The organism is Pyrobaculum ferrireducens, from assembly GCF_000234805.1.
Taxonomy (GTDB): domain Archaea; phylum Thermoproteota; class Thermoprotei; order Thermoproteales; family Thermoproteaceae; genus Pyrobaculum; species Pyrobaculum ferrireducens.
This window is the reverse complement of sequence record NC_016645.1, coordinates 1365533-1383829: the sequence shown is the minus strand read 5'-3', so window position 1 is coordinate 1383829 and position 18297 is coordinate 1365533. Positions and strand designations below refer to the sequence as shown.

At 57.7% G+C, this 18297-nt stretch carries 19 protein-coding genes and 1 pseudogene; 11 read left to right on the top strand and 9 right to left on the bottom strand.

The window, feature by feature from the left end; all coding sequences use genetic code 11:
• Nucleotides 1-81: 81 nt before the first annotated feature.
• From P186_RS07670 to P186_RS07660, 3 genes are read left to right on the top strand one after another with little or no spacing between them, the layout of a single operon-like run.
• The gene (locus P186_RS07670; RefSeq protein ID WP_014288879.1) at nucleotides 82-642 is read left to right on the top strand and encodes a hypothetical protein; all 561 of its coding nucleotides are present in this window, start codon (nucleotides 82-84) and stop codon (nucleotides 640-642) included.
• Nucleotides 639-1694, top strand: coding sequence for an N-acetyl-gamma-glutamyl-phosphate reductase (argC, locus tag P186_RS07665; protein WP_014288878.1), 1056 nt, complete (start codon nucleotides 639-641; stop codon nucleotides 1692-1694). The genes P186_RS07670 and argC overlap by 4 nt, the downstream gene beginning before the upstream one ends.
• The gene (locus tag P186_RS07660; protein WP_014288877.1) at nucleotides 1691-2470 is read left to right on the top strand and encodes a [LysW]-aminoadipate/[LysW]-glutamate kinase; all 780 of its coding nucleotides are present in this window, start codon (nucleotides 1691-1693) and stop codon (nucleotides 2468-2470) included. Before argC ends, P186_RS07660 begins: the two co-directional genes overlap by 4 nt.
• A 109-nt stretch (nucleotides 2471-2579) precedes the next feature.
• Here P186_RS07660 and P186_RS07655 read toward each other — a convergent pair whose 3' ends face one another.
• Nucleotides 2580-3686 (bottom strand): hypothetical protein, encoded by a 1107-nt coding sequence (locus tag P186_RS07655; protein WP_148682851.1) that lies wholly within the window; start codon nucleotides 3684-3686, stop codon nucleotides 2580-2582.
• 105 nt (nucleotides 3687-3791) lie between these two features.
• Entirely contained in the window at nucleotides 3792-5183 is a 1392-nt protein-coding gene (locus P186_RS07650; protein WP_148682850.1) for an AAA family ATPase, read from the bottom strand.
• A gap of 77 nt (nucleotides 5184-5260) precedes the next feature.
• Between P186_RS07650 and P186_RS07645 the strand changes: the two genes are divergently transcribed.
• From P186_RS07645 to P186_RS07630, 5 genes are all read left to right on the top strand, one after another.
• Complete coding sequence (locus P186_RS07645; RefSeq protein ID WP_237179367.1) at nucleotides 5261-6136, top strand: GP88 family protein; 876 nt, start codon at nucleotides 5261-5263, stop codon at nucleotides 6134-6136.
• A gap of 421 nt (nucleotides 6137-6557) precedes the next feature.
• On the top strand, nucleotides 6558-6743 hold the full coding sequence (locus P186_RS07640; RefSeq protein ID WP_014288873.1) for an alpha-aminoadipate/glutamate carrier protein LysW: 186 nt from the start codon (nucleotides 6558-6560) through the stop codon (nucleotides 6741-6743).
• A 21-nt stretch (nucleotides 6744-6764) separates the two neighbouring features.
• The gene (locus tag P186_RS07635; protein ID WP_148682849.1) at nucleotides 6765-7937 is read left to right on the top strand and encodes an argininosuccinate synthase; all 1173 of its coding nucleotides are present in this window, start codon (nucleotides 6765-6767) and stop codon (nucleotides 7935-7937) included.
• 49 nt (nucleotides 7938-7986) lie between these two features.
• The gene (locus tag P186_RS14065) at nucleotides 7987-8145 is read left to right on the top strand and encodes a hypothetical protein (RefSeq protein WP_193383977.1); all 159 of its coding nucleotides are present in this window, start codon (nucleotides 7987-7989) and stop codon (nucleotides 8143-8145) included.
• Nucleotides 8142-9431: an argininosuccinate lyase gene (locus P186_RS07630; protein WP_014288870.1), complete on the top strand. Its 1290-nt coding sequence runs from the start codon at nucleotides 8142-8144 to the stop codon at nucleotides 9429-9431. Before P186_RS14065 ends, P186_RS07630 begins: the two co-directional genes overlap by 4 nt.
• Here P186_RS07630 and P186_RS07625 read toward each other — a convergent pair.
• A complete protein-coding gene (locus P186_RS07625; protein ID WP_014288869.1) occupies nucleotides 9393-9704 on the bottom strand; it encodes a hypothetical protein in 312 nt (103 codons plus the stop codon). The two genes, P186_RS07630 and P186_RS07625, sit on opposite strands and share 39 nt — an antisense overlap.
• Complete coding sequence (locus tag P186_RS07620) at nucleotides 9685-10230, bottom strand: DUF998 domain-containing protein (RefSeq protein ID WP_014288868.1); 546 nt, start codon at nucleotides 10228-10230, stop codon at nucleotides 9685-9687. The genes P186_RS07625 and P186_RS07620 overlap by 20 nt, the downstream gene beginning before the upstream one ends.
• A gap of 114 nt (nucleotides 10231-10344) precedes the next feature.
• Here P186_RS07620 and P186_RS07615 point away from each other — a divergent pair, with 114 nt between their 5' ends.
• Genes P186_RS07615 through P186_RS14300 form a run of 3 tightly spaced genes read left to right on the top strand, consistent with a single transcriptional unit; the run spans nucleotide 10345 to nucleotide 12817 of the window.
• A complete protein-coding gene (locus P186_RS07615) occupies nucleotides 10345-11331 on the top strand; it encodes an ABC transporter ATP-binding protein (protein WP_014288867.1) in 987 nt (328 codons plus the stop codon).
• A complete protein-coding gene (locus P186_RS07610) occupies nucleotides 11328-12059 on the top strand; it encodes an ABC transporter permease (RefSeq protein ID WP_014288866.1) in 732 nt (243 codons plus the stop codon). The genes P186_RS07615 and P186_RS07610 overlap by 4 nt, the downstream gene beginning before the upstream one ends.
• Entirely contained in the window at nucleotides 12056-12817 is a 762-nt protein-coding gene (locus P186_RS14300; RefSeq protein WP_237179366.1) for an ABC transporter permease, read from the top strand. The genes P186_RS07610 and P186_RS14300 overlap by 4 nt, the downstream gene beginning before the upstream one ends.
• Before the next feature lie 81 nt (nucleotides 12818-12898).
• Here the strand turns inward: P186_RS14300 and P186_RS07605 are convergent.
• From P186_RS07605 to P186_RS07585, 5 genes and pseudogenes are all read right to left on the bottom strand, one after another.
• A pseudogene (locus P186_RS07605) lies at nucleotides 12899-14146 on the bottom strand (CoA-binding protein); the annotation flags it as partial.
• Nucleotides 14143-15390 (bottom strand): DsbA family protein, encoded by a 1248-nt coding sequence (locus tag P186_RS07600; RefSeq protein WP_014288864.1) that lies wholly within the window; start codon nucleotides 15388-15390, stop codon nucleotides 14143-14145. The pseudogene P186_RS07605 and the gene P186_RS07600, both read right to left, overlap by 4 nt.
• Nucleotides 15391-15418: 28 nt before the next feature.
• A complete protein-coding gene (locus P186_RS07595) occupies nucleotides 15419-15838 on the bottom strand; it encodes a CBS domain-containing protein (RefSeq protein WP_148682848.1) in 420 nt (139 codons plus the stop codon).
• Between the two features lie 20 nt (nucleotides 15839-15858).
• The gene (locus tag P186_RS07590; protein ID WP_014288862.1) at nucleotides 15859-17151 is read right to left on the bottom strand and encodes a vWA domain-containing protein; all 1293 of its coding nucleotides are present in this window, start codon (nucleotides 17149-17151) and stop codon (nucleotides 15859-15861) included.
• Nucleotides 17151-18257 carry an AAA family ATPase gene (locus tag P186_RS07585; protein WP_148682847.1) on the bottom strand — a complete coding sequence of 369 codons (1107 nt, stop codon included), beginning with the start codon at nucleotides 18255-18257 and terminating at the stop codon, nucleotides 17151-17153. Before P186_RS07585 ends, P186_RS07590 begins: the two co-directional genes overlap by 1 nt.
• Nucleotides 18258-18297: the final 40 nt, after the last annotated feature.

Here is an 18297-nt window from a genome sequence, read left to right as displayed (position 1 = left end):
ATATACATACTCACAGACAGCCCCACCCTACAAGACAAGATACTAGCAGACGCGCTGGCCGCAGGGGGCCACAAGCCCGTCGTGGTAAACATCTCCGAAACCCCAATCCACGCCCTACACGGAACAGCCATCCTAAGGATGGGCAACCCCTACACCGCCGCCGTGTACGGCCAGGTGGCGAAGAGGAGCATAAACCCGCCCCCCGCCATATACGCCGCCCTCAACCGCCTCAACTGGATACCCAAATACGGACCCCCCTACGCCCTCGTATCCACAGACCACACCGTAGAGAAGGTAGAGCTGGAGAGGCCCTGGCTACTCCTCACAGCCTGGCGCCTAGACCTCGACGGCCCCGTGACCAGCGTCGAGGGTGCCAAAAGCGTGATAGAACACAGGATGTACATGCGCAACCCCCTCTCCAAGGTAACCATCGTCATACCGAAGCCCCACTCCACAGTCAAGATATTCGCCACGGCGAAGACAGCCACCGGCCTAGTGGCAGACGTCCTTAAGGAGCTCGGGCTATTGTACGCCCGCGTCACCCTCGGAAGCTACGGCTCCGCCCACTACGTCGTCGACGTCGACCCCGTACCCGCCATAGAAAACAGAGAGGAGGCGCAGGCCTTGGCAGAGCTCGTATGAAAGTCTGCATAGTAGGCGCCTCGGGATTCGTCGGAGGGGAACTCCTGAGGCTACTCCTACAGCACAGCGGAGTCGAGGTGGTCTGCGCCACCTCCCGCAAGTTCAAGGGGGAGTACGTCTACAGGGTCCACCCCAACCTCCGCGGCGTAACCCAGCTTAAGTTCGTCGAGCCGTCGATAGACGCCGCCCTCAAGGCCGACGTAGTGTTCCTAGCCCTGCCACACGGCGAATCCATCAAGTGGGTGCCCAAGCTATACGAATCCGGCGTCGCCGTCTTTGACCTCAGCGCCGACTTCCGCCTCAAGGACCCCAACGCCTACGTCGAGTGGTACAAGTGGCCCCAGCCCCACCCATATCCCGACCTCCTCCAGAAGGCCGTATACGGACAGCCCGAGCTCCACAGACACGAGCTACCCGGCGCAAAGCTCGTCGCGGTGCCGGGCTGCATGGCCACCGCCTCCATACTCATGCTAGCCCCCCTAGCCAAATACGGCGTCATAGGCAACACCCCACCCGTGGTAGACGCCAAGATTGGCTCCAGCGGCGCCGGCGCCGAGGGCTCCATAGTAGATCTACACAGCTTCCGCACCTACGTAGTGAGGCCCTACGAGCCGGTCCACCACCGCCACATCGCCGAAATTGAGCAGGAGCTAAGCCTACTCGCCGGCAGGCCCGTAAAGGTGGCCTTCACCCCACACGCAGTAGACATCGTGAGGGGCATATTCACCACAGGCCACGTATACACCGACAAAACGCTCACAGAAGCCGACATGTGGAAATACTACAGGTCAATGTACAGCGACTCCAGGTTCATAAGGCTGGTAAAAGACCGCCTCGGCGTGTCCCGGTACCCCAACGTCAAGTACATCCTCGGCTCCAACTACGTCGACATTGGGTTTGAGATCGACCCCCGCCTCGGCCGGGTAGTCACCTTCGCCGCCATAGACAACCTGGTCAGAGGCGCCGCTGGCCAGGCGGTGCAGGCCTTCAACATCGCCATGGGCTTCCCCGAAGACGAAGGCCTCAGGACAATCCCCATCGCCCCCATATGATAGTCGTAAAAATAGGCGGGTCAGTAGTCTGCAAAGACCCCACCAAGACAATACAAAACCTCCCCAAATACGCAGACCGAGCCGTCGTGGTACACGGAGGCGGTTGCATGGTAAACGATCTCATGAGGCGACTAGGCCTAGAGCCCAAGTACCTAACCCACCCAGGAGGCCTCGTAAGCAGATACACCGACTGGGAAACCCTAAAAACCTTCGTCATGGCCATGAACTGGATAAACAAACAGATAGTCGCCTCCCTCCACGCCCTCGGCGTACCGGCCCTCGGCCTAACCGGCGCAGACCTCGGCGTCGTCAAGGCGAAACGCAAAGAAAAAGTCCTGATAGTAGACGAGAGGGGGCGGCAGAGGGTGGTGGACGGAGGCTACGTCGGCCGCATCACCCAGATAGATGCAGACAAGCTACTCCCCCCACCCCTCAAACTGCTGGCACCCATCGCCGTGTCTGAGAAGGGCGAGCTTCTAAACGTCGACGGAGACCAGCTAGCCTTCGACGTAGCCAAGGCCGTGAAGGCCCAGAAGCTCCTGCTCCTCAGCGACGTGGAGGGCCTCTACATAGGCGGGAAGGTGGTGCCCCACCTCACCGCCCCAGAGGCGGAGAAGCTAGTCCAAAGCGAAGAGGTGAGGGGAGGCATGAAGAGAAAACTACTCATGGCCGCCGAGGCCGCCAAAACCGGCATAGAGGTAATAATCGCAAGCGGACTCTCCGACAGCCCCATAGACACAGCCCTAAACGGAGCCGGCACACACATCACGCCATAAGACAAATAACGACGCCTCCAAGCTAGTTTTAGACTTCCTCCCAAATTTGGCAGATATTTTCGCTACGTAATTGCCCAACCGTGTAATATGCTGAATTTACTTCACCATCTCATAGGTCGATGTGTTGGATTTTGAGCACACGTCTTAGTCTTTCACGTGCCAACCTGTCCGACTCGTATGGATCCTCCGTCTCTGCGGGGTCTATTCTTATGAGGTGTAGATTTCTGCCGTCACGTAGATGTAGCATTGCAATGCCTTCCTTCTCCATGTATTTATAGAGCTCGGCAATGCTTCTTTCCTCCTCGTCTGTTGGCACCCCCTCAATCGCAGGAAAGATCAAAATACCGGCGTCGGCCGAGTACTCGTACATATAGGCCATTGTCTTAAATCTGCCCAAGGCGATGTAGGAAGGTGATGTGGAGAATTTTGCCTCCACCACAATCCTTACATCGCCGTCTTCTACAAGGACGTCAGGCCTCCCCCGGTGCAAGCTGGCGTCATAACCGTTGTACCTCTCCACTAGGGAATAGTTCAGCGGTTTGTTGAAGTAAATTATGATACATTTGCCACCCTTCTTGAGGGTGAGATCCGGCTCGCCGCCTCCGGCGGCGTCGCGACACGCCGCCTCCTCAAATCCCGCACTTTTGAATACATCGTAGATGAGGAAGTATGTGTAGATCTCGTAAAGCCTCCAGTCGCGGAATACCACCTCTTCACCTATCCCCGCTACACGTCCGACTTTTACAGATTTTTCCAACGCCTTTACAAATCTATTGATTAAACATGCTCTGCGTAACCACTGTACATATTCAACATCTCCACACTCTAAACTAGTTGTCCCTGCTGGCAAGTGGCGTAGGAGCTTAGCTATTCCCTCCAAGAGCCTCGCCGCCTCTTCGTCGCCGGCGGCCATGCGCCTCGCGGCGTTGAGCGCCTCTCTCGCTACACGCCGCATTAGCAGATACTCAGGCGCTTGTCTAGACGGGAGGTACGTGAGCGATGCGACTAGACACCCCGGCTTCACCGCAATACTCCTAGCGACGTCTATAGCCCCCTCTATATCCGCGCCGTAAACCACGCCAAATTCGCGGTAGACAAGCCTATCTCTCAGCGCCCTCTCCACCTCAATCTTCAGAAGGCCCAATGCATATTTTAAAGCCTCTAGGGCCAGATCCCTAAAAGACGCGGCGACAGCCTCCTCGCCAGCTCTACGCATTAGGCTTTCTATTATCTTGATACTGGGTTGGCGATAGTAACGGAAGTATCTACCTCCTACCAACAGACCAAGGTTGCGCCTCCTTATCTCCGTCTTGTTCACACCCTAGCGGCGTCTTCTTCCTAGGAGGTACTCCCTACTTCCCAACACCGCGTTTAAAACAGTCTTCGCATCAGCCCTCCCTCTGTCGAGATTTTTCAAGAGCTTTGCCGCGGCGATCACAGCCGCAGGCGGCACGCAACCGCCTAGCTCCCCCGCCGCCTTCCTAATCTCCTGTTTTACCTCCTCAGATCCATCGACTCTGTCAATATAGGAGTCTACTTCTGGACACTCTGTCTTTACTATTACAAATCGCCGGAGGAAAGCCTCGCCAGTAAGGAAGAGGTTTCTCCAATCTTTTATGTTCATAGTGGCCACAACCCTAATAAGTCTCAATGGTGAATCCTTATATTTTCTATAGTATTTGACAAACTTTTTTGCATCATCGTCTACTTTATCGCCGTAGGCCTCGATTTCCTCTACTAGGCTTACTGGGATGCTCCAGTCGTCGCAGAACTGAGTGCGAAATATTGCGAAAAGATCGGCAAATGCCTTGTCAATGTCGGCTCTATTTACCTCGTCGAGTATAAGAAACACAGGTCCAGACAGGCCCCTCTCCAGCCTCTCAGCCGCCATGTTATAAGCCTTTATGAAAAGCCCAGATCTCCAGAACACGCCGTCTGGCCCAAGAGACTCCCCGCCTATCACGTCCCTGCGGAACCAGAGGGAATGCGCCACGGCGATGATATGGTTGTGACTGCCCGGCGCCGCGGCTAACTCAGCAATTCTCTTGGCGAGAGCCGTTTTGCCAGTGCCGGGCGGCCCGGCGAGAAGGACATTACCCGCCTCCAACGCCTCAAGGAGCAGGTCTAAATCGACTGTCTTAACGAAAAACTCTTCGCGTAGCTTCTCTCCTAACTTCCTAATACCGCTGAGAGGGCACTCCACAGTTCTTGTAGGACCGGGTACGTAACCGATGTATTGGGCAAGTTCCGCTATTTTTTCCACCAGTCTGCAGTCTAACACTTCGAGAGATCCCTGGAAGGTGGGGAATTCGATTCCCTTGCCGTATTCAGCCTCAGGTAGCCACAGCCTCACCTTAATGAAAAACTTGTAATCCCAGCCGGTGCCCTTAGGCCAATAGTCGCATTTACACTCTCCGATGAGATCCTCTTCGCTTAGCTCCCCCACGAGCACAACCCTCCTGCCCAGCTCGCTTCTCCTACGATCATCTGGCTTCTGTGATACCCCAATTACACCTACGCTACGTGCCTTCACCCTTCTCTCTAGCTCTTCGTAAAGTTCTCTCCTCCCAAACCCCCACAGAATCACTCCCCCTTTCTTCTTCTCGATTTTTTGCCTGCAGTTTTCTGGACAACCTAGATTCAAACTGTTTTTATTAATGTCGTTTAACGAGTGGTACCAGTTCTCATATGCGCCTTGGATCACAAAACACATAATTTGATTAAATACGGAACGTTATATATGTGAGGCCAGAGGCGTGGCTAGCTAGAGAGGTTGCGCCTGGAGTTACCTTGAGAGATCTCGCCTGGGCGCTTTACAGAACAGGGGCATACCGACCGCCGACAACGGAGATAGAAGTGACAGCTCTGCGTAAGATTCAGATAAGGACTGCCGAGAGCCTAGGCAAGGGCCTTTCCAGAATAGTCCCCAGGATGCCCTACTCGCACGGGAATAGAAAGATAGGTGATATCTGGAGTTTTGATCTCCCGCCAGTATTGACGTGTCCCTACGCTACTTTTTGCGGCAGGTCTGGACCTCAAGGTCTTTACAAAGGTAAAGGTTACGTGTGTTATGATTTAAACACTGTGCGTTATAGCAGGCAACACCTCTTACGTGAATATCTAAACTACATCCACATAGTTAAGGAAGGCTATGAGTGGCTGAGTGGCTGGACCAAGTTCGTGGTACACAACCGCGGCACGCGGATCATACGACTGCACGTGGGTGGTGATATCTTTTCGGCGTGGTACTGGGATTTTATAAAAAGACTGGCGGGGGAGTTCCCCACCACAACTTTTTACCTTTATACACGATCCTTCCCAATAATAGCGGCATCTCCAGAGAGGCCTAAAAACCTCGTTATCCTCATGTCACTTGACGCGGCAAACTTCAGCTATCTGTACAAATATGGCGAGTATTTTGACAACATAACCTATCTCCTGGCTGGGGAGGAGGCAGAGGCTCAGATTCCGCTGATCAGAAAAGCCGCCGAGTGGGCGGAGAAGAGGGGGAAAAGGCTGGTGGTCTTCTTAGAGCACAGCAGGCGAAAAAACCTCATAAACAAGATAGGGACTTTGAAAAAGTATATATGTCCCAACGAGGTGGGCATGGAGCTGACGTGTGAAAAGTGTAGAATATGCTTTACAAAAAGCTCTAACCCTCCGTGAAGTTGTACAACACTGCATTGGACATTACCGTCGCCACCGCCTATTCATCTCAGTACAATAAGTCTGCGCTGTGTGCCTCTGTTAGGAGTGGCCAAGGCGTTAGAGCGATAAGTAATTGCCGGGCTCTATATCCGCTCCAGACCTAGTCTCCCAAGGCTAGAAAAACGCGCCAACGCGTTGGGAAAGCAACGGCATGTAGAGAGTCGAGGCTTTGCTCTCATTTTAACAATACCGCGCACAACCACGAGATGTAGATGTGGCGACGCTCAAAATAACGGTTTGATAGAACATAGACTCCAGAGGCTGAGTACATCTGCAACAGTTCAGCGCTACATTATCAAAAATTTGAAGGGAAGCCTCTCTCGGCGGTTGGGTTGTGCTATGGGGAGAAAAGGTTTTATAGTGGGTTGATTTGGGGGGTATGGCCTCGCAGAAGCTGGTGGTTCAGTGCAAGGTGTGCGGGACTGAGTTCGACCTTCCGGAGGATGTTATGGATGGGGAGATTGCGAGTTGTCCCACGTGTGGGGCTAGGTACATCGTGAGGCTTAAGGGTGGATCGGTCTCGCTGGAGGAGTTTAAGGGTGATGTGGAGGACTATGGGGAGTAAGTCGGGGCGAGTAAGGTAGTTCTGGCCTACTCCGGCGGGCTGGACACCACGGTTGCCGTCAAGTGGCTTTCGGAGAGGCTGGGGGCGGAGGTCTACACCGTAACTGTCGACGTTGGGCAGGAGGACGACTTCTCCGCCATCGAGGAGAGGGCCTACAAGGCGGGGGCTGTGCAACACTTTTATATAGATGCCCGGAGGGAGTTTGCCGAGGAGTATATAGCTAGGGCGGTTCTTATGAATGGCATGTATGAGGGGCTGTACCCCCTGGGGACGGCGCTGGCTAGGCCTCTCATCGCGGCGAAGGTGGTGGAGGTGGCGCGGCGGGTTGGGGCCGACGCCGTGGCTCACGGCTCTACTAGCAAGGGTAATGACCAAGTGAGGTTTGACGTGACTGTGAAGGCTCTGGCGCCGGATCTTAAGATCATCGCGCCGGCGAGGGTTTGGGGTATGACAAGAGCTGAGGAGGTGGAGTACGCGAGGAGGCACGGCCTGCCGGTGGGGGAGGAGCACAAGAAGTTCAGCATAGACGACAACCTCTGGTCGAGGTCTATCGAGGGGGATCCCCTGGACGACCCGATGGTGGAGCCGCCTGAGGAGGCGTTTAGGTGGACGGTGTCTCCGGAGAAGGCGCCGGCGGAGCCCGCGTATGTGGCTATAGAGTTCGAAGGGGGCATCCCCGTGGCGCTCAACGGAGAGCGGATGGACTTGGCCTCTCTCGTCTCTGCGCTTAACCACCTCGGGGGGGCCCACGGGGTTGGGAGGATTGACCACGTGGAGAATAGGCTGGTGGGGTTTAAGAGTAGGGAGGTGTACGAGGCGCCGGCCGCCGTCATTCTCTTCCACGCACACCGCGACTTGGAGAAGCTGGTGCTGACGCCGAGGGAGCTGAGGTTTAAGCACAACGTCCTCGACCCGCAGTGGGCGGATTTGGTGTACCAGGGGCTGTGGGTGGAGCCGCTGAGGGGGGCTCTGGAGGCGGCGGCGCGGGAGATGGAGCGGTGGGTGTCGGGGGTGGTTAGGGTGAAGCTGTACAAGGGGGCTCTGTGGGTGGTGGGGAGGGAGTCCCCCTACGGGGGGTACAGCAAGGAGCTCGCTGACTACAGCGCGGGGTGGTACCCCAGCGACGAGGAGGCGCGGGGCTTCATCGAGATGTGGTCTCTGCACTCCCTCACAGCTCTGCGGCGTAGGAAATAGTCTATATAAATGGAAAAGGTTTTATATTGAATCTTTTTCTAGGGGGCTGATGGGGCAACGCTCCGTGGTTTGTCCAAACTGCAAACGTCCTGTGAAGCCGGTGGAGTGTAGCAGGAGGAACCAGACTAAGAGGTACGTGGTTGTGACCTACTGCTGCCCTAGGTGCGGGGCTGAGCTTATAACTGAGAGGGTTGAGGTTTCTGGATGAGTTTCTACCGGAGGTGGATTGGGGGGAGCGGGGATTTGGTTAGGCGCTACACCTCTAGCATCAGGGACGACGCCGCCATTGCGGAGGAGGTGGTGCGGGTGATGAAGGCACACGTGGCGCACCTCGTGGAGATTGGCGCAGTGCCTAGGGAGGCGGGGGAGGCTATCCTCAAGGCGCTGGGGGAGGTGGACCCCTCTGAGCTCCTACGGGGGGACTTCGAGGACGTCCACGAGGCTTTGGAGAAGTGGCTTGTGGATAGGCTAGGCCCGGAGGTGGGGGGGTGGGTGGGGCTGGGGCGGTCGCGCAACGACCACGTGGCGGCGGCTATCCGCCTGGCGGCTCTGCGGAGGGTCGGCGCGCTTAGGGAGGGGGTGAGGAGGCTCCGCTGCGTCCTCGCGGAGAGGGCTTTCCAGTACGCGGACTGCGCCATGCCTAGCTTCACCCACTTCCAGCCGGCGCAGGTGGTCACCTTCGGCCACTACCTCCTGGCGGTGGATGAGCTTCTGGCCGAGTTCCTCCACGCCCTCTCGGGGGTTGAGAGGCTCCTCTTGCGTTCCCCCTTGGGGGCGGGGCCTGCGGGCGGCGTGCAGACCCCCGTCGACAGGAGGAGGCTGGGGGAGCTGGCTGGGTTTGTGGAGGTGGTGGAGAACACGCTCTACGCCTCGGGAGGGCGGTTCTTCGCCCTGGCCCTGGCGGGGGTGGTGGCCTCCTTCTTGGCGGAGCTGTCACGCGTGGTGGACGACTTCATCCGGTGGAACAGCCCGGAGTTTGGCTACGTAGAGGCGCCGGGGGAGCACATCTCCACTAGCAGCATCATGCCCCACAAGCGTAACTTGGTGACTCTCGAGGTGCTGAGGGCGAGGGCCGGCGAGGCTCTTGGGCACTACACTGCGCTGGGGGCCGTGGTTATGAAGGTGGGCCTCGGCTACAGCCTGGACCTCCAGGAGGCGACCCGCCACCTCTGGGCTGTGCTGGACATCGCCGTGGAGGGCGTGGAGGTGCTCCGGGACTTTGTGGAGAAGATGGAGTTTAACTGCGGGAGGGCCAGGGCCGAAGCCGAGAGGTTCTTCACGACGTCGGCTGACACCGCGGAGAGGGCCTCCCTCGCGGGCAAGCCGTTTAGGACCGCCTACTTCGAGCTGGCCGAGGCCATTAAGAGGGGGGAGGCGGGGCTCCTACCTGTGGAGGAGGCGCTTAGGAGGCCGGCTCTGGGCTCTGCCAACCCGGAGGAGGTGAGGAGAGCCGCGTCAAGGAGGCTGGCTTTTTGCAGACCCGGGGCTTTGTAGGGCGGCGTCCACCTCGGCGACGGCTTCCTCCTCGCCGCCGCACTCCACCAGCTGAGTCTTGGCGTACCCCGGCTTGCCCTCTACCTCCTTGACGCAGAGCACCACGCCCCGCCTGGTGGGGTGGGCCACCACGTCGATGTAGGCCCTGGCGATGCCGGCGGCGAGGGCCTCGGTTAGGAGGATCTGGGTGCCGTCGTCGAAAAAGAGGATTATTCTCAGGTGGCGGTGCCCGGTGGGGATGGCGGCTACTACCTTAACTAGTCTTGGGGGCACCTAAGCCGTATGCTACGAAGTATATAAGTACTGGGTAGGCGATTAGCCTCTCCACCCCGCCGACGCCTAGGGGGGTCTGGACGCGGGGGATGAACAGGGCCAGAGCCGCCAGGGAGAGGGCGCCCAGGGCCACGCCGAGCGGCTTGAGGAGGCCTCGGGTTTTTAGGGCCATGGAGATTACGGCGAGGGCTCCGAATAGGAAGGCCACCAGGGCGGAGACGCCGTGGGGGGTTCCGTAGTCTTCTGGGAATATGCCTACGCCCATGGCGCCGATGGAGGCCAGGGCTAGGAGGGCCGCGGCGGCTCTGCCGATTTCCCGCCTGAGCAGCGCCGCGGCGGCGAGGCCGAGGAGGCCTAGTAGGAAGACGCTTGTGTTGAAGAGAGGCGCCGTGGGGGCCTTAAGGGCGCCTAGATCGCTTATGTAGTTATGGAGTGGGGAGTAGCCCGAGTATATCTGCTCCGCGGCGAGCATAGATATTATAAATTGTAGTGAACCTATTACTAATAGTAGTCTTCCCCAATTCATTAATTTTTCTAGTTGTGGCCCTTTTATAACATTATCTATCTCGTGTTTTCGGGTATGTGTGTCGTTGTTTGTAATATGGGGTCAGTTTTATAAACTGTGTTTTTGACCCGTGTCGTGGGGCTCTCGGTGGAGCTCAAGGGGGTCTCTGTGCACTACGGTAGCTTCCAGGCTTTGAGGGGGGTTGATCTATACGTGGAGGGGGGCGAGGGGCTTGTGCTCCTGGGGCCGTCGGGGTCGGGGAAGTCTACCCTGCTCCGGGTGGTGGCTGGGCTTATCAAGCCGTCTAGGGGGAGGGTGTTGATTGGAGGGCGGGACGTGACCGGCCTCCCCCCGGACAAGAGGGGTGTTTCTATGCTTTTTCAAGACCTTGCGCTTTTTCCGCATCTCAACGTGTTTGAGAACGTGGCTTTCGGCCTGAGGCTGAGGAAGTTGCCGGAGGAGGAGGTGAGGCGGCGGGTGGAGTGGGCGCTGGAGTTGATTAGGCTTGACCCCGCCACCTTTATGTATCGGAGGGTACACGAGCTCTCCGGCGGCCAGCAACAGAGGGTGGCGCTGGCGAGGGCCCTCGTGGTGGAGCCGGAGGTCCTCCTTCTGGACGAGCCGTTTAGCCACGTGGATCTCGACATTAAGAACCAGTTGCTCGAGGAGCTGAAGATGCTTCACAACAAACTTGGCTTCACACTTATCTACGTGACGCATGACAGGTTTGAAGCTGTGGAGATTGGGGATAGGATTGCCTTGATGCGGGAGGGGGAGATTGTGCAGGTGGGCAGGCCTCTGGAGCTGTACCGGCGGCCGAGGAACCGCTTCGTGGCTGTGTTCTTCGGCGAGGCTAACGTGGTGCCTGCCCGGGAGCTGGGGCTGGGGGAGGGGGGCTACGCGGTTGTTAGGCCGGAGGACGTGGTGCTGGGGGGCGGGCAGACCTACAGCTACAAGGGCCAGGTGGTGGACGTGACCTTCCTCTGGCACTATCTAAAGGTGGAGATCCAGAGCAATGGGCATATCTTCAAGGCTTTTGTAGATCTGGACACCCCCGTCTCCGTGGGGGACGTGGTGGAGTTTGGGTGGGACGCCAGGGATGTCTACGTGGTTGAGGAATGATTAGGGAGGTGGCGCTGGCGGCCTTCGCCTCGGTTCTGCTTCTCTTCTACGTGCCGTTTCTGGCTCTGGGGTACTACATAGCCGGCGGGGGCGAGCTGAGGCTTCCCTCGCCGTCCCTCGTGTTGACGACGTTCGGCCTCGCGGCTCTGACGGCGGCTGTGTCCATCGCCGTGGCGTACCCCGCGGCGTACTACCTAGCGAAGCGGGGATCCGAGCTGGAGTTCGCCCTGCTCATCGCGCCTCTGTGGGTGGGGACTCTCCTCAAGGCCTACTCCCTCCTAGTCCTCTTCGCCATTGTGGAGAGGTTTACGGGGGTTGCCCTGTGGGGGTCGGCCCTCGGGGTTTTGGTGGGGATGGTGTACGAGTACCTCCCCTACGCCCTCCTGACGCTGTACGCCGCGGTGGAGAAGGTGAGCGAGACGCCTGTAAACGCGGCGAGGGTTCTGGGGGCCGGCAGGCTACAGGCCTTTCTCAGAGTGGAGCTTCCGCTCACCATGCCGGGGATCGTGGCGGCGTTTATCCTAATCTTCCTATTCGCCATGGGGGAGGTGATTATGCCGGCGGTGCTGGGGGCTTGGAAGGTCTACACCTTCGGTAGCTACGTGTGGGATCTCTACTTCAAGGCGAGGGATATATTCAGCGGGAGTGTTGTGTCTATCCTCCTCACTGGGCTGTCCCTCCTGGCGACCTACGTGGTGGTTAGGACAATCCGCTCCTTCTCGATATGAAGGCGCTTAGGATCTACACGTGGGCTCTCATAGTCGCCCTCTACGTGCCTATCGGGGTGATGACCCTCCTCTCCTTCAACAACAGCAAGCTACCCTACGTCTGGGGTGGCTTTACGCTGAGGTGGTACGAGGCTTTGTTTAGGTGGGAGCAGGCCTGGGGCGCGGTTGTCAACAGCGCGGCGGTCGCCCTCGCCGTGGCGTTTGCGGCGACTGTGCTTGGGGTCTTCATGGCATACGCCCTCCGGAGCGATAGGTATCTAGCGGTTTCCCAGGCGGCGATGGTGATGCCCGAGGTTTCTGAGTCTCTGTCCTTCGCCGCGGCCCTCTGGCTTTTGAAGTCCCACGGGGGCGTGGATCTCTTCGGCCCTGTGGGGGTCTTCCTCGCCCACTTAGCCTACACCCTCCCCATGGCCCACGTCCTCCTCTCGCCGTACGTGGCCTACGTGAGCCGTAGCGCGGTAGAGGCGGCGCGGATACTAGGCGCCTCGGAAGCGCGGACAATGATATCTGTGGTTATGCCTCTGCTGGCCCCCGCCTTCGTCGCCACGTTCCTAATAGTATTCGCCAACTCTTTCGACACCTACGTCAAGACGGCCTTCACCACCAGCCCCGGATTCGTCACGGCGCCCATCCTCCTCTGGAGCTACGCCGCGAGGGGCAGGGGAGACCCCACCATATACGCCCTGGCCACTCTGATGCTGATCCCGTCTCTGGCGGCCGCGGCGATTTACTTCAGAGCTGTAAAGCGCTACGGCTAGGAGGGCCCGGGCGGCCCTCCTCGGGGTGTCGACGACGAGGAGCCTCTGCCTCAGGTGCTCCTCTAGGGCCTTCGTCTGGGGGGACCGGCCGAAGCTAACCACGACAACCGGCTTCTTCAGCTTTTCATAGGCCTCGACAATCTCTTGGGCCGCCTTCTCGCTGTAGCCCGGGGGGTGTATCAACGCGGCGATCACAGCGGCGTCTGTATACCTAAGGCCGATCTCCAGCGCCTTGCCGAAGTGCCGGTCGTTGCCCCCGCCGGTGAGGTCTACGGGGTTTGCCACGGGGGCTATGGGGAGGAGGTGCCTCCTCAGCTCCTGCTGGGCCTCGGGCGGTAGCTCCGGGACCGACAGCCCCGCGGCGTTTAGTGCGTCGACTATCTGAACCCCCATGCCTCCGGAGGAGGTAACCACGAGGACCCTCTCAACCTTAGCCGGTCCGTATATGGCGAGCGCCTTTGACATGTCGAAGAGCTCTACGAGATCCTCGGCCTCCACCGCCCCGGCCTGTCTAAAAAGTGCCTTGTACATCTCGTAGTTCCCCGCCATGGCGGCTGTGTGGGACGCCGCGGCGCGACCCGCGTCCGCCCCCCTGCCGGCTTTGTACACCACCACGGGCTTCCCCGACCGCCTAACGGCTTGTAAAAACCGCGCCGCGTCCCCCCTCCAGCGGAAGCCCTCTAGGTAGACCGCCACCACCTTTATCTCCTCCACCCCGGCCAGATACTCGATGAAATCCGCCTCGGTGACGTCCACCCTGTTACCGAAGTTCACCGCAATCCCCACGCCGATCCCCTCCCCCGCGGCCCAGTCCAAGGCGGCGGTCATCACCGCGCCGCTCTGGCTGAGGAAAGCCACAGGCCCCGGAGGCGGCCTCCCCGCCTTTTCCCGTGGGAGGAACATGGTGTCTAGGCCGTTGAAGGCGTTGTAGACGCCGACGCAGTTTGGGCCCAGCAACCTCACGCCGTGTCTCCTCGCGGCCCTCACCAGCTCCTCCTCCAGATCCCGCCTCCCCACCTCGGAGAAGCCGCCTGACACAACCACGGCGGCTCTTGCGCCGGCGCGCCCAGCCTCCTCTACGACACCAGGCGCCGCCTGGGCCGGCGTCGCCACCACCACGAGCTCGGGGGGCTCTGGTAGCTGGGCGACGGAGCTGAAGAACTTCACCTCTACGCCCCCCACCTCCGCGCTTTGATACTTCGGGTTTACGAGGTAGACCCTCCCCCCGTAGCCTCTTAGGAGCTGTATAGTTATCTGGCCGCCGATGGAGTCGGCCCGGGGGGAGGCCCCGACGACGGCAACCGACCGGGGGCTTAGGAACTCCCTCACCCCTTGAGGGCCTTAGCTATCGCCGCGGGATCGTAGCCGTTGATGACAGTGTAGGTACCGTTGGGGTAGACGACTACCGTCATGGGGGTGCCCACGTTCTGCCCGGCCAGTAGGGTGGCCAGTTGCATGCCGGCTTCTGCGTCGATGTTGCACTGCTTCTGTGGGAGTATGTTGGTGTAGTTTGCGTCGCCTGCTAGGAACCTGTCGTACAGCAGGCGGAGGGTGGGTATTACCTCGCCAGGCGTCTCGTTGTACAGACACCTAAGCCTCTGGTGGGCTGTCAGTATGTCGGGATGTACTATGAGGTCTACCAAGACGAGTTTGTGGCCTTGGAAGAGTGTGTAGTTGTATTTAAAGAGCTGGGCGCAGTAGGGGCAAGCGAGGTCGAAGAAGACCACAGCCGCTGGCCAGCCGCCGTCGAAGGTCATTCCTATCTTCTGGGCTACTCTCAGAATGTCCAGCCCGCCAGTTGAGGCGCCGGCCACGTTTCTAGACAGCTCGTTAATCACGGTCCTGAACTCGCCGGGGAGGGCCGTGACGTTCTTCAACGTGTAGGTGAGGGTCGCCGCGACGTTCCCCCCATACGACAGCTTGATCTTCAACTGGTAGACCGTGCCGTCGTTGAGCACCTGCTTTTCGTAATCAAGAGTCGCCGTGAGTCCACTCATAATGGGGATCTCCGTGGTGTTAGTGTATATGGTGGCCTGGCCGAGGGGTGTCTGGGCTACGCCCGACTGCTTCCACTGGCTAGGGGATGTGGGGCCGGGCAGGCCTTGTATCAGGAAGACCAGCTCGTCGAAGGTCTTGGCCGTGGGCAACGGGCTGGTGCTAGGCGTGCACTGGGTGTTGGCTAGGGTGAGGGTCTCCCCCGCCACTATGGCTGTAGTTGTGGAGTTTACGCATATCTCCATGAGGCGGCTGTAGTAGGTGAGTTTCTGCCGGGCGCCGTCTGTGGATTGGGCGAGTACGTTGATGACGCCGTCGTTTTTCAACATGAAGTAGGTAGAGGACTGGTTGCTTCTCTGGGCATATACCAACCCGTCTTTTAGGGGTATGTAGTAGGTAAGCATGTTCAAGGTCTGGGCGCCGGACAGTGTGGCTTGGTATATGTAGAGTTTGTCGCCGGTGGGCGCGGCGGTGGCGGTTGACGTGTTTTGTGGCGGTTTGTAGAGGAGGAGGGCCGCCGCGGCGACGGCGACGGCCACGGCGGCGAGGATGATTCCTATTATGATGTTTTTGTTCATGGGGGGCTGGGGGTTGGTGTATAAAAAGTTATTCTTTTGTTGGGGTCCAGTCTCTCGCAAGTATGTCTAGGATTTGTTTTTCGCCTATTAAGTCGCGTATTGATATTACGCCGTGTAGCTCGCCGTTTCTGTCCAGCACCACTATATGTCTGACGTTGTACTGCTTCATTTTCCTCGCGGCTGCTGTCACGGGCTCGTCGGCGTATACGTAAATGAAGTTGTGCATGGTGCCTGCCTTGTCTACGGTGACTGTGAGGGGGGCCTTGCCAGCTATTGTTCTAATTATGTCGCGTTCGGAGATCACGCCTATGGGTTTTTTCGGGTTGTTTCTGTCTACGATGACTAGGAGGCCGACGTGGTTGTCTGCCATTAAAACAGCGGCTTCCTCCACTGTCTTGTCCGGCGTGATGGTGATTGGTGGTTTTTTCGCTATGTCTCCGCAGTTCATAGTCATTATTTTCTTAGTGTTTAAATGTTTTTTAGTGCTGTTTTTAATGATTCTGGATTGGCCGTATTTATCTTTATTGTGTTTAAATGGGTCTCTATAGTTTCGTTGTAGCCACCTATGAGGACGGCCTTGACGTCTCTAAACGTTGCTTTTGCGGTTTTCAGCACCTCTGGATGCACCATGTCGTCCTCCCCATCTGTTATTATGACTAGTTTGTAGTTGTGGAGGCCTTGTTGTTTTGCGTCTCTCACTGCGGTGTGGACCGCGGCTGTTATGTCGGTGCCGCCCAGGGGGAGGACGCGGAGGAGAGATTTGATAATGTCTTTGATATTTGTTATGGGTGGGTACACCATCTGGTCGAAGAACCTCAGCACCACCTTCTTGCTGCGCTTCATCAGAGCTATGGCGAGGGCTGTGGCCCAGGTGATTTTCTGCGTCATGTCCATGGCGACGCCGTCGTACAGCGTATAGAACATGGAGCCGGACTTGTCCACAAGTAGGTACACCTTTTCCCGGGTGTCGAGCGTCACGTCGTATATCGACAGGGATTTCGTGGCTAGTTTGTAGCCGAATAGCTCGCGGGATTGTATGTAGATGGCTTTGCTTAGGTTTGTGGCTTTTTGCAGGTCGGTGTACGCCCTTAACCTGGTTACTCCCGATATGACGCCGCGCCTCTCGGCGACGACACCTTGCTCCACCTCTGGCTGGACTGCGGCTATCATCTCGACGAGGGACTCCAGTATCTTGGCTAGCCTCGCTCTGTAGGGGTCGATGTCGATGTCGAACAGGAGCTCGGCCGCCTCTTTACCCACCTCGTTGCCCAGGGCCTTGGTTATGGATTTTCTAAGCTTCTCGATGTTTTTAATGTTGCCCATGTAGAAGCGGAGCAGGCTGTTGATCTCCTGGCGTAGTTGCTGGTTTTCGCTGAGTTCTCTCATGTCTTGTTTCTTGTCGTCTACGCCCTCGACGGCGCCTCTCTCTATGCGGGAGAGGAGGCTGTTGTAGGCTCTTAGGAGCTTCACCGAGGCGGATTTGGAGACCTGGTAGTTGTACCTACTTATTTTCGATATCTCCTGGTATACCTCTGTGGATAGGTAAGACCTGATGAATAGGTGCCACAGCGCCTCCTCGTCGCCAGGGTTCTCTCTTAGTATGGGGGTTCTGTAGTGTATGTAGAAGGAGTCGGCAATGATCTCGTTGGAAATCTTGGCCAGCTTCAGGGGGATGCCAAGGCGCTGGAAGTACTTTACAATTTCGTGTACCCGGAGGCGGGTGAGCTCGTCTTTATAGTCTACGTTGAGGAGGACTCCCATTAGACCTGGCTCTTCAGCATCTCGAGGGTGGATTTAATCTCCTCTATCTCCACCTGGAAGAAGCGGTAGGTCACCGGGTCCGCCACCGACTTCTCGAAGAGTTCATAGGCTTCTTTGAGCTTCTCCTTAGCTATGGACAGGGCGTTGTTGGATATTAGGGCCTTTATTTCGTTGACCATGTCGTAAAGCACCGAGAGGTTGCCCGGCATGTGGGTGGCTAGGAAGGACTCGTACTCGGAGAGGTCTTCCCGGTCTTTTACCAGGTACTTCAACACCTTTAGCGTGCCCGCCCTCACCACTGCGGCGTCTATGTCTGGGGGCCTTAGCCCCAGCACGGTGAGGTAGGAGACGACGTATAGGGGCACCTTGACGCGGGTGCGGTTTGATATGACGACGTGATCTAGGTAGGAGGCGACTATGGGGGATATGTGCTTCACAATGGTGTTCATGTTTTCGTAGACGTAGCTCTGGATGTATTCGTTTAGCTTCTTGACCTCGTCCATGGACATGATGGGGGCTAGGTTTTCGTACTCCCTCCTCAGCCTAAGCCCGGCTTTGATTAGGTCCTCGGTCTCCTCCGGGTTGGCGTATTTAGTGAAGACGCGGAGGGGAAATCTGTCGTAGAGGGCTTGTAGCTCCTCTTCGTCTGGTATCCTGTTGGTGGCGCCGAAGACCGTCCAGGTCTTGACTGGTATTATACTCCCGCCGTCGTATATCACTCTTTCGTTTAGTATTGTGAGCATGGTGTTGAGTATGGCGCTGGAGGCGTTGAATATTTCGTCGAGTAAGGCGAAGTCGGCCTCGACGATGGAATTGGTGTATATCCTCTTGACGTTGCCCTTTAGGAGCTCGACGACGTCTATGGGGCCGATAACCTCCTCAATCTCCGTGAATTTGGTGAGCAACCTGTAGAACCACCTGGCTTTGAGCAACTTCGATGTGGAGGCGACGAGCATCGTCTTGGCGGTGCCGGGGGGACCTATGAGGATGAAGTTCTCCCTGGTGAGGACGGCGGTGAGGCTGGCGGTAACCTCATCGCTGAATTTAAAGAAGAGGCCGTCTAAGACTTTCCGGACTTGTACAATTCTCTGTAGCAAATCCTCCACATGTTTCACTGGAGTTTGCTTAAAATATTTTGCCTCTCTG

Coding starts and splice junctions, on each gene's coding strand:
- argC (WP_014288878.1), top strand. CDS start 639: ATGAAAGTCTGCATAGTAGGCGCCTCGGGATTCGTCGGAGGGGAACTC.
- P186_RS07660 (WP_014288877.1), top strand. CDS start 1,691: ATGATAGTCGTAAAAATAGGCGGGTCAGTAGTCTGCAAAGACCCCACC.
- P186_RS07655 (WP_148682851.1), bottom strand. CDS start 3,686: ATGCGTAGAGCTGGCGAGGAGGCTGTCGCCGCGTCTTTTAGGGATCTG.
- P186_RS07650 (WP_148682850.1), bottom strand. CDS start 5,183: ATGTGTTTTGTGATCCAAGGCGCATATGAGAACTGGTACCACTCGTTA.
- P186_RS07640 (WP_014288873.1), top strand. CDS start 6,558: ATGGCCTCGCAGAAGCTGGTGGTTCAGTGCAAGGTGTGCGGGACTGAG.
- P186_RS14065 (WP_193383977.1), top strand. CDS start 7,987: ATGGGGCAACGCTCCGTGGTTTGTCCAAACTGCAAACGTCCTGTGAAG.
- P186_RS07630 (WP_014288870.1), top strand. CDS start 8,142: ATGAGTTTCTACCGGAGGTGGATTGGGGGGAGCGGGGATTTGGTTAGG.
- P186_RS07620 (WP_014288868.1), bottom strand. CDS start 10,230: ATGAATTGGGGAAGACTACTATTAGTAATAGGTTCACTACAATTTATA.
- P186_RS07610 (WP_014288866.1), top strand. CDS start 11,328: ATGATTAGGGAGGTGGCGCTGGCGGCCTTCGCCTCGGTTCTGCTTCTC.
- P186_RS14300 (WP_237179366.1), top strand. CDS start 12,056: ATGAAGGCGCTTAGGATCTACACGTGGGCTCTCATAGTCGCCCTCTAC.
- P186_RS07600 (WP_014288864.1), bottom strand. CDS start 15,390: ATGAACAAAAACATCATAATAGGAATCATCCTCGCCGCCGTGGCCGTC.
- P186_RS07595 (WP_148682848.1), bottom strand. CDS start 15,838: ATGAACTGCGGAGACATAGCGAAAAAACCACCAATCACCATCACGCCG.
- P186_RS07590 (WP_014288862.1), bottom strand. CDS start 17,151: ATGGGAGTCCTCCTCAACGTAGACTATAAAGACGAGCTCACCCGCCTC.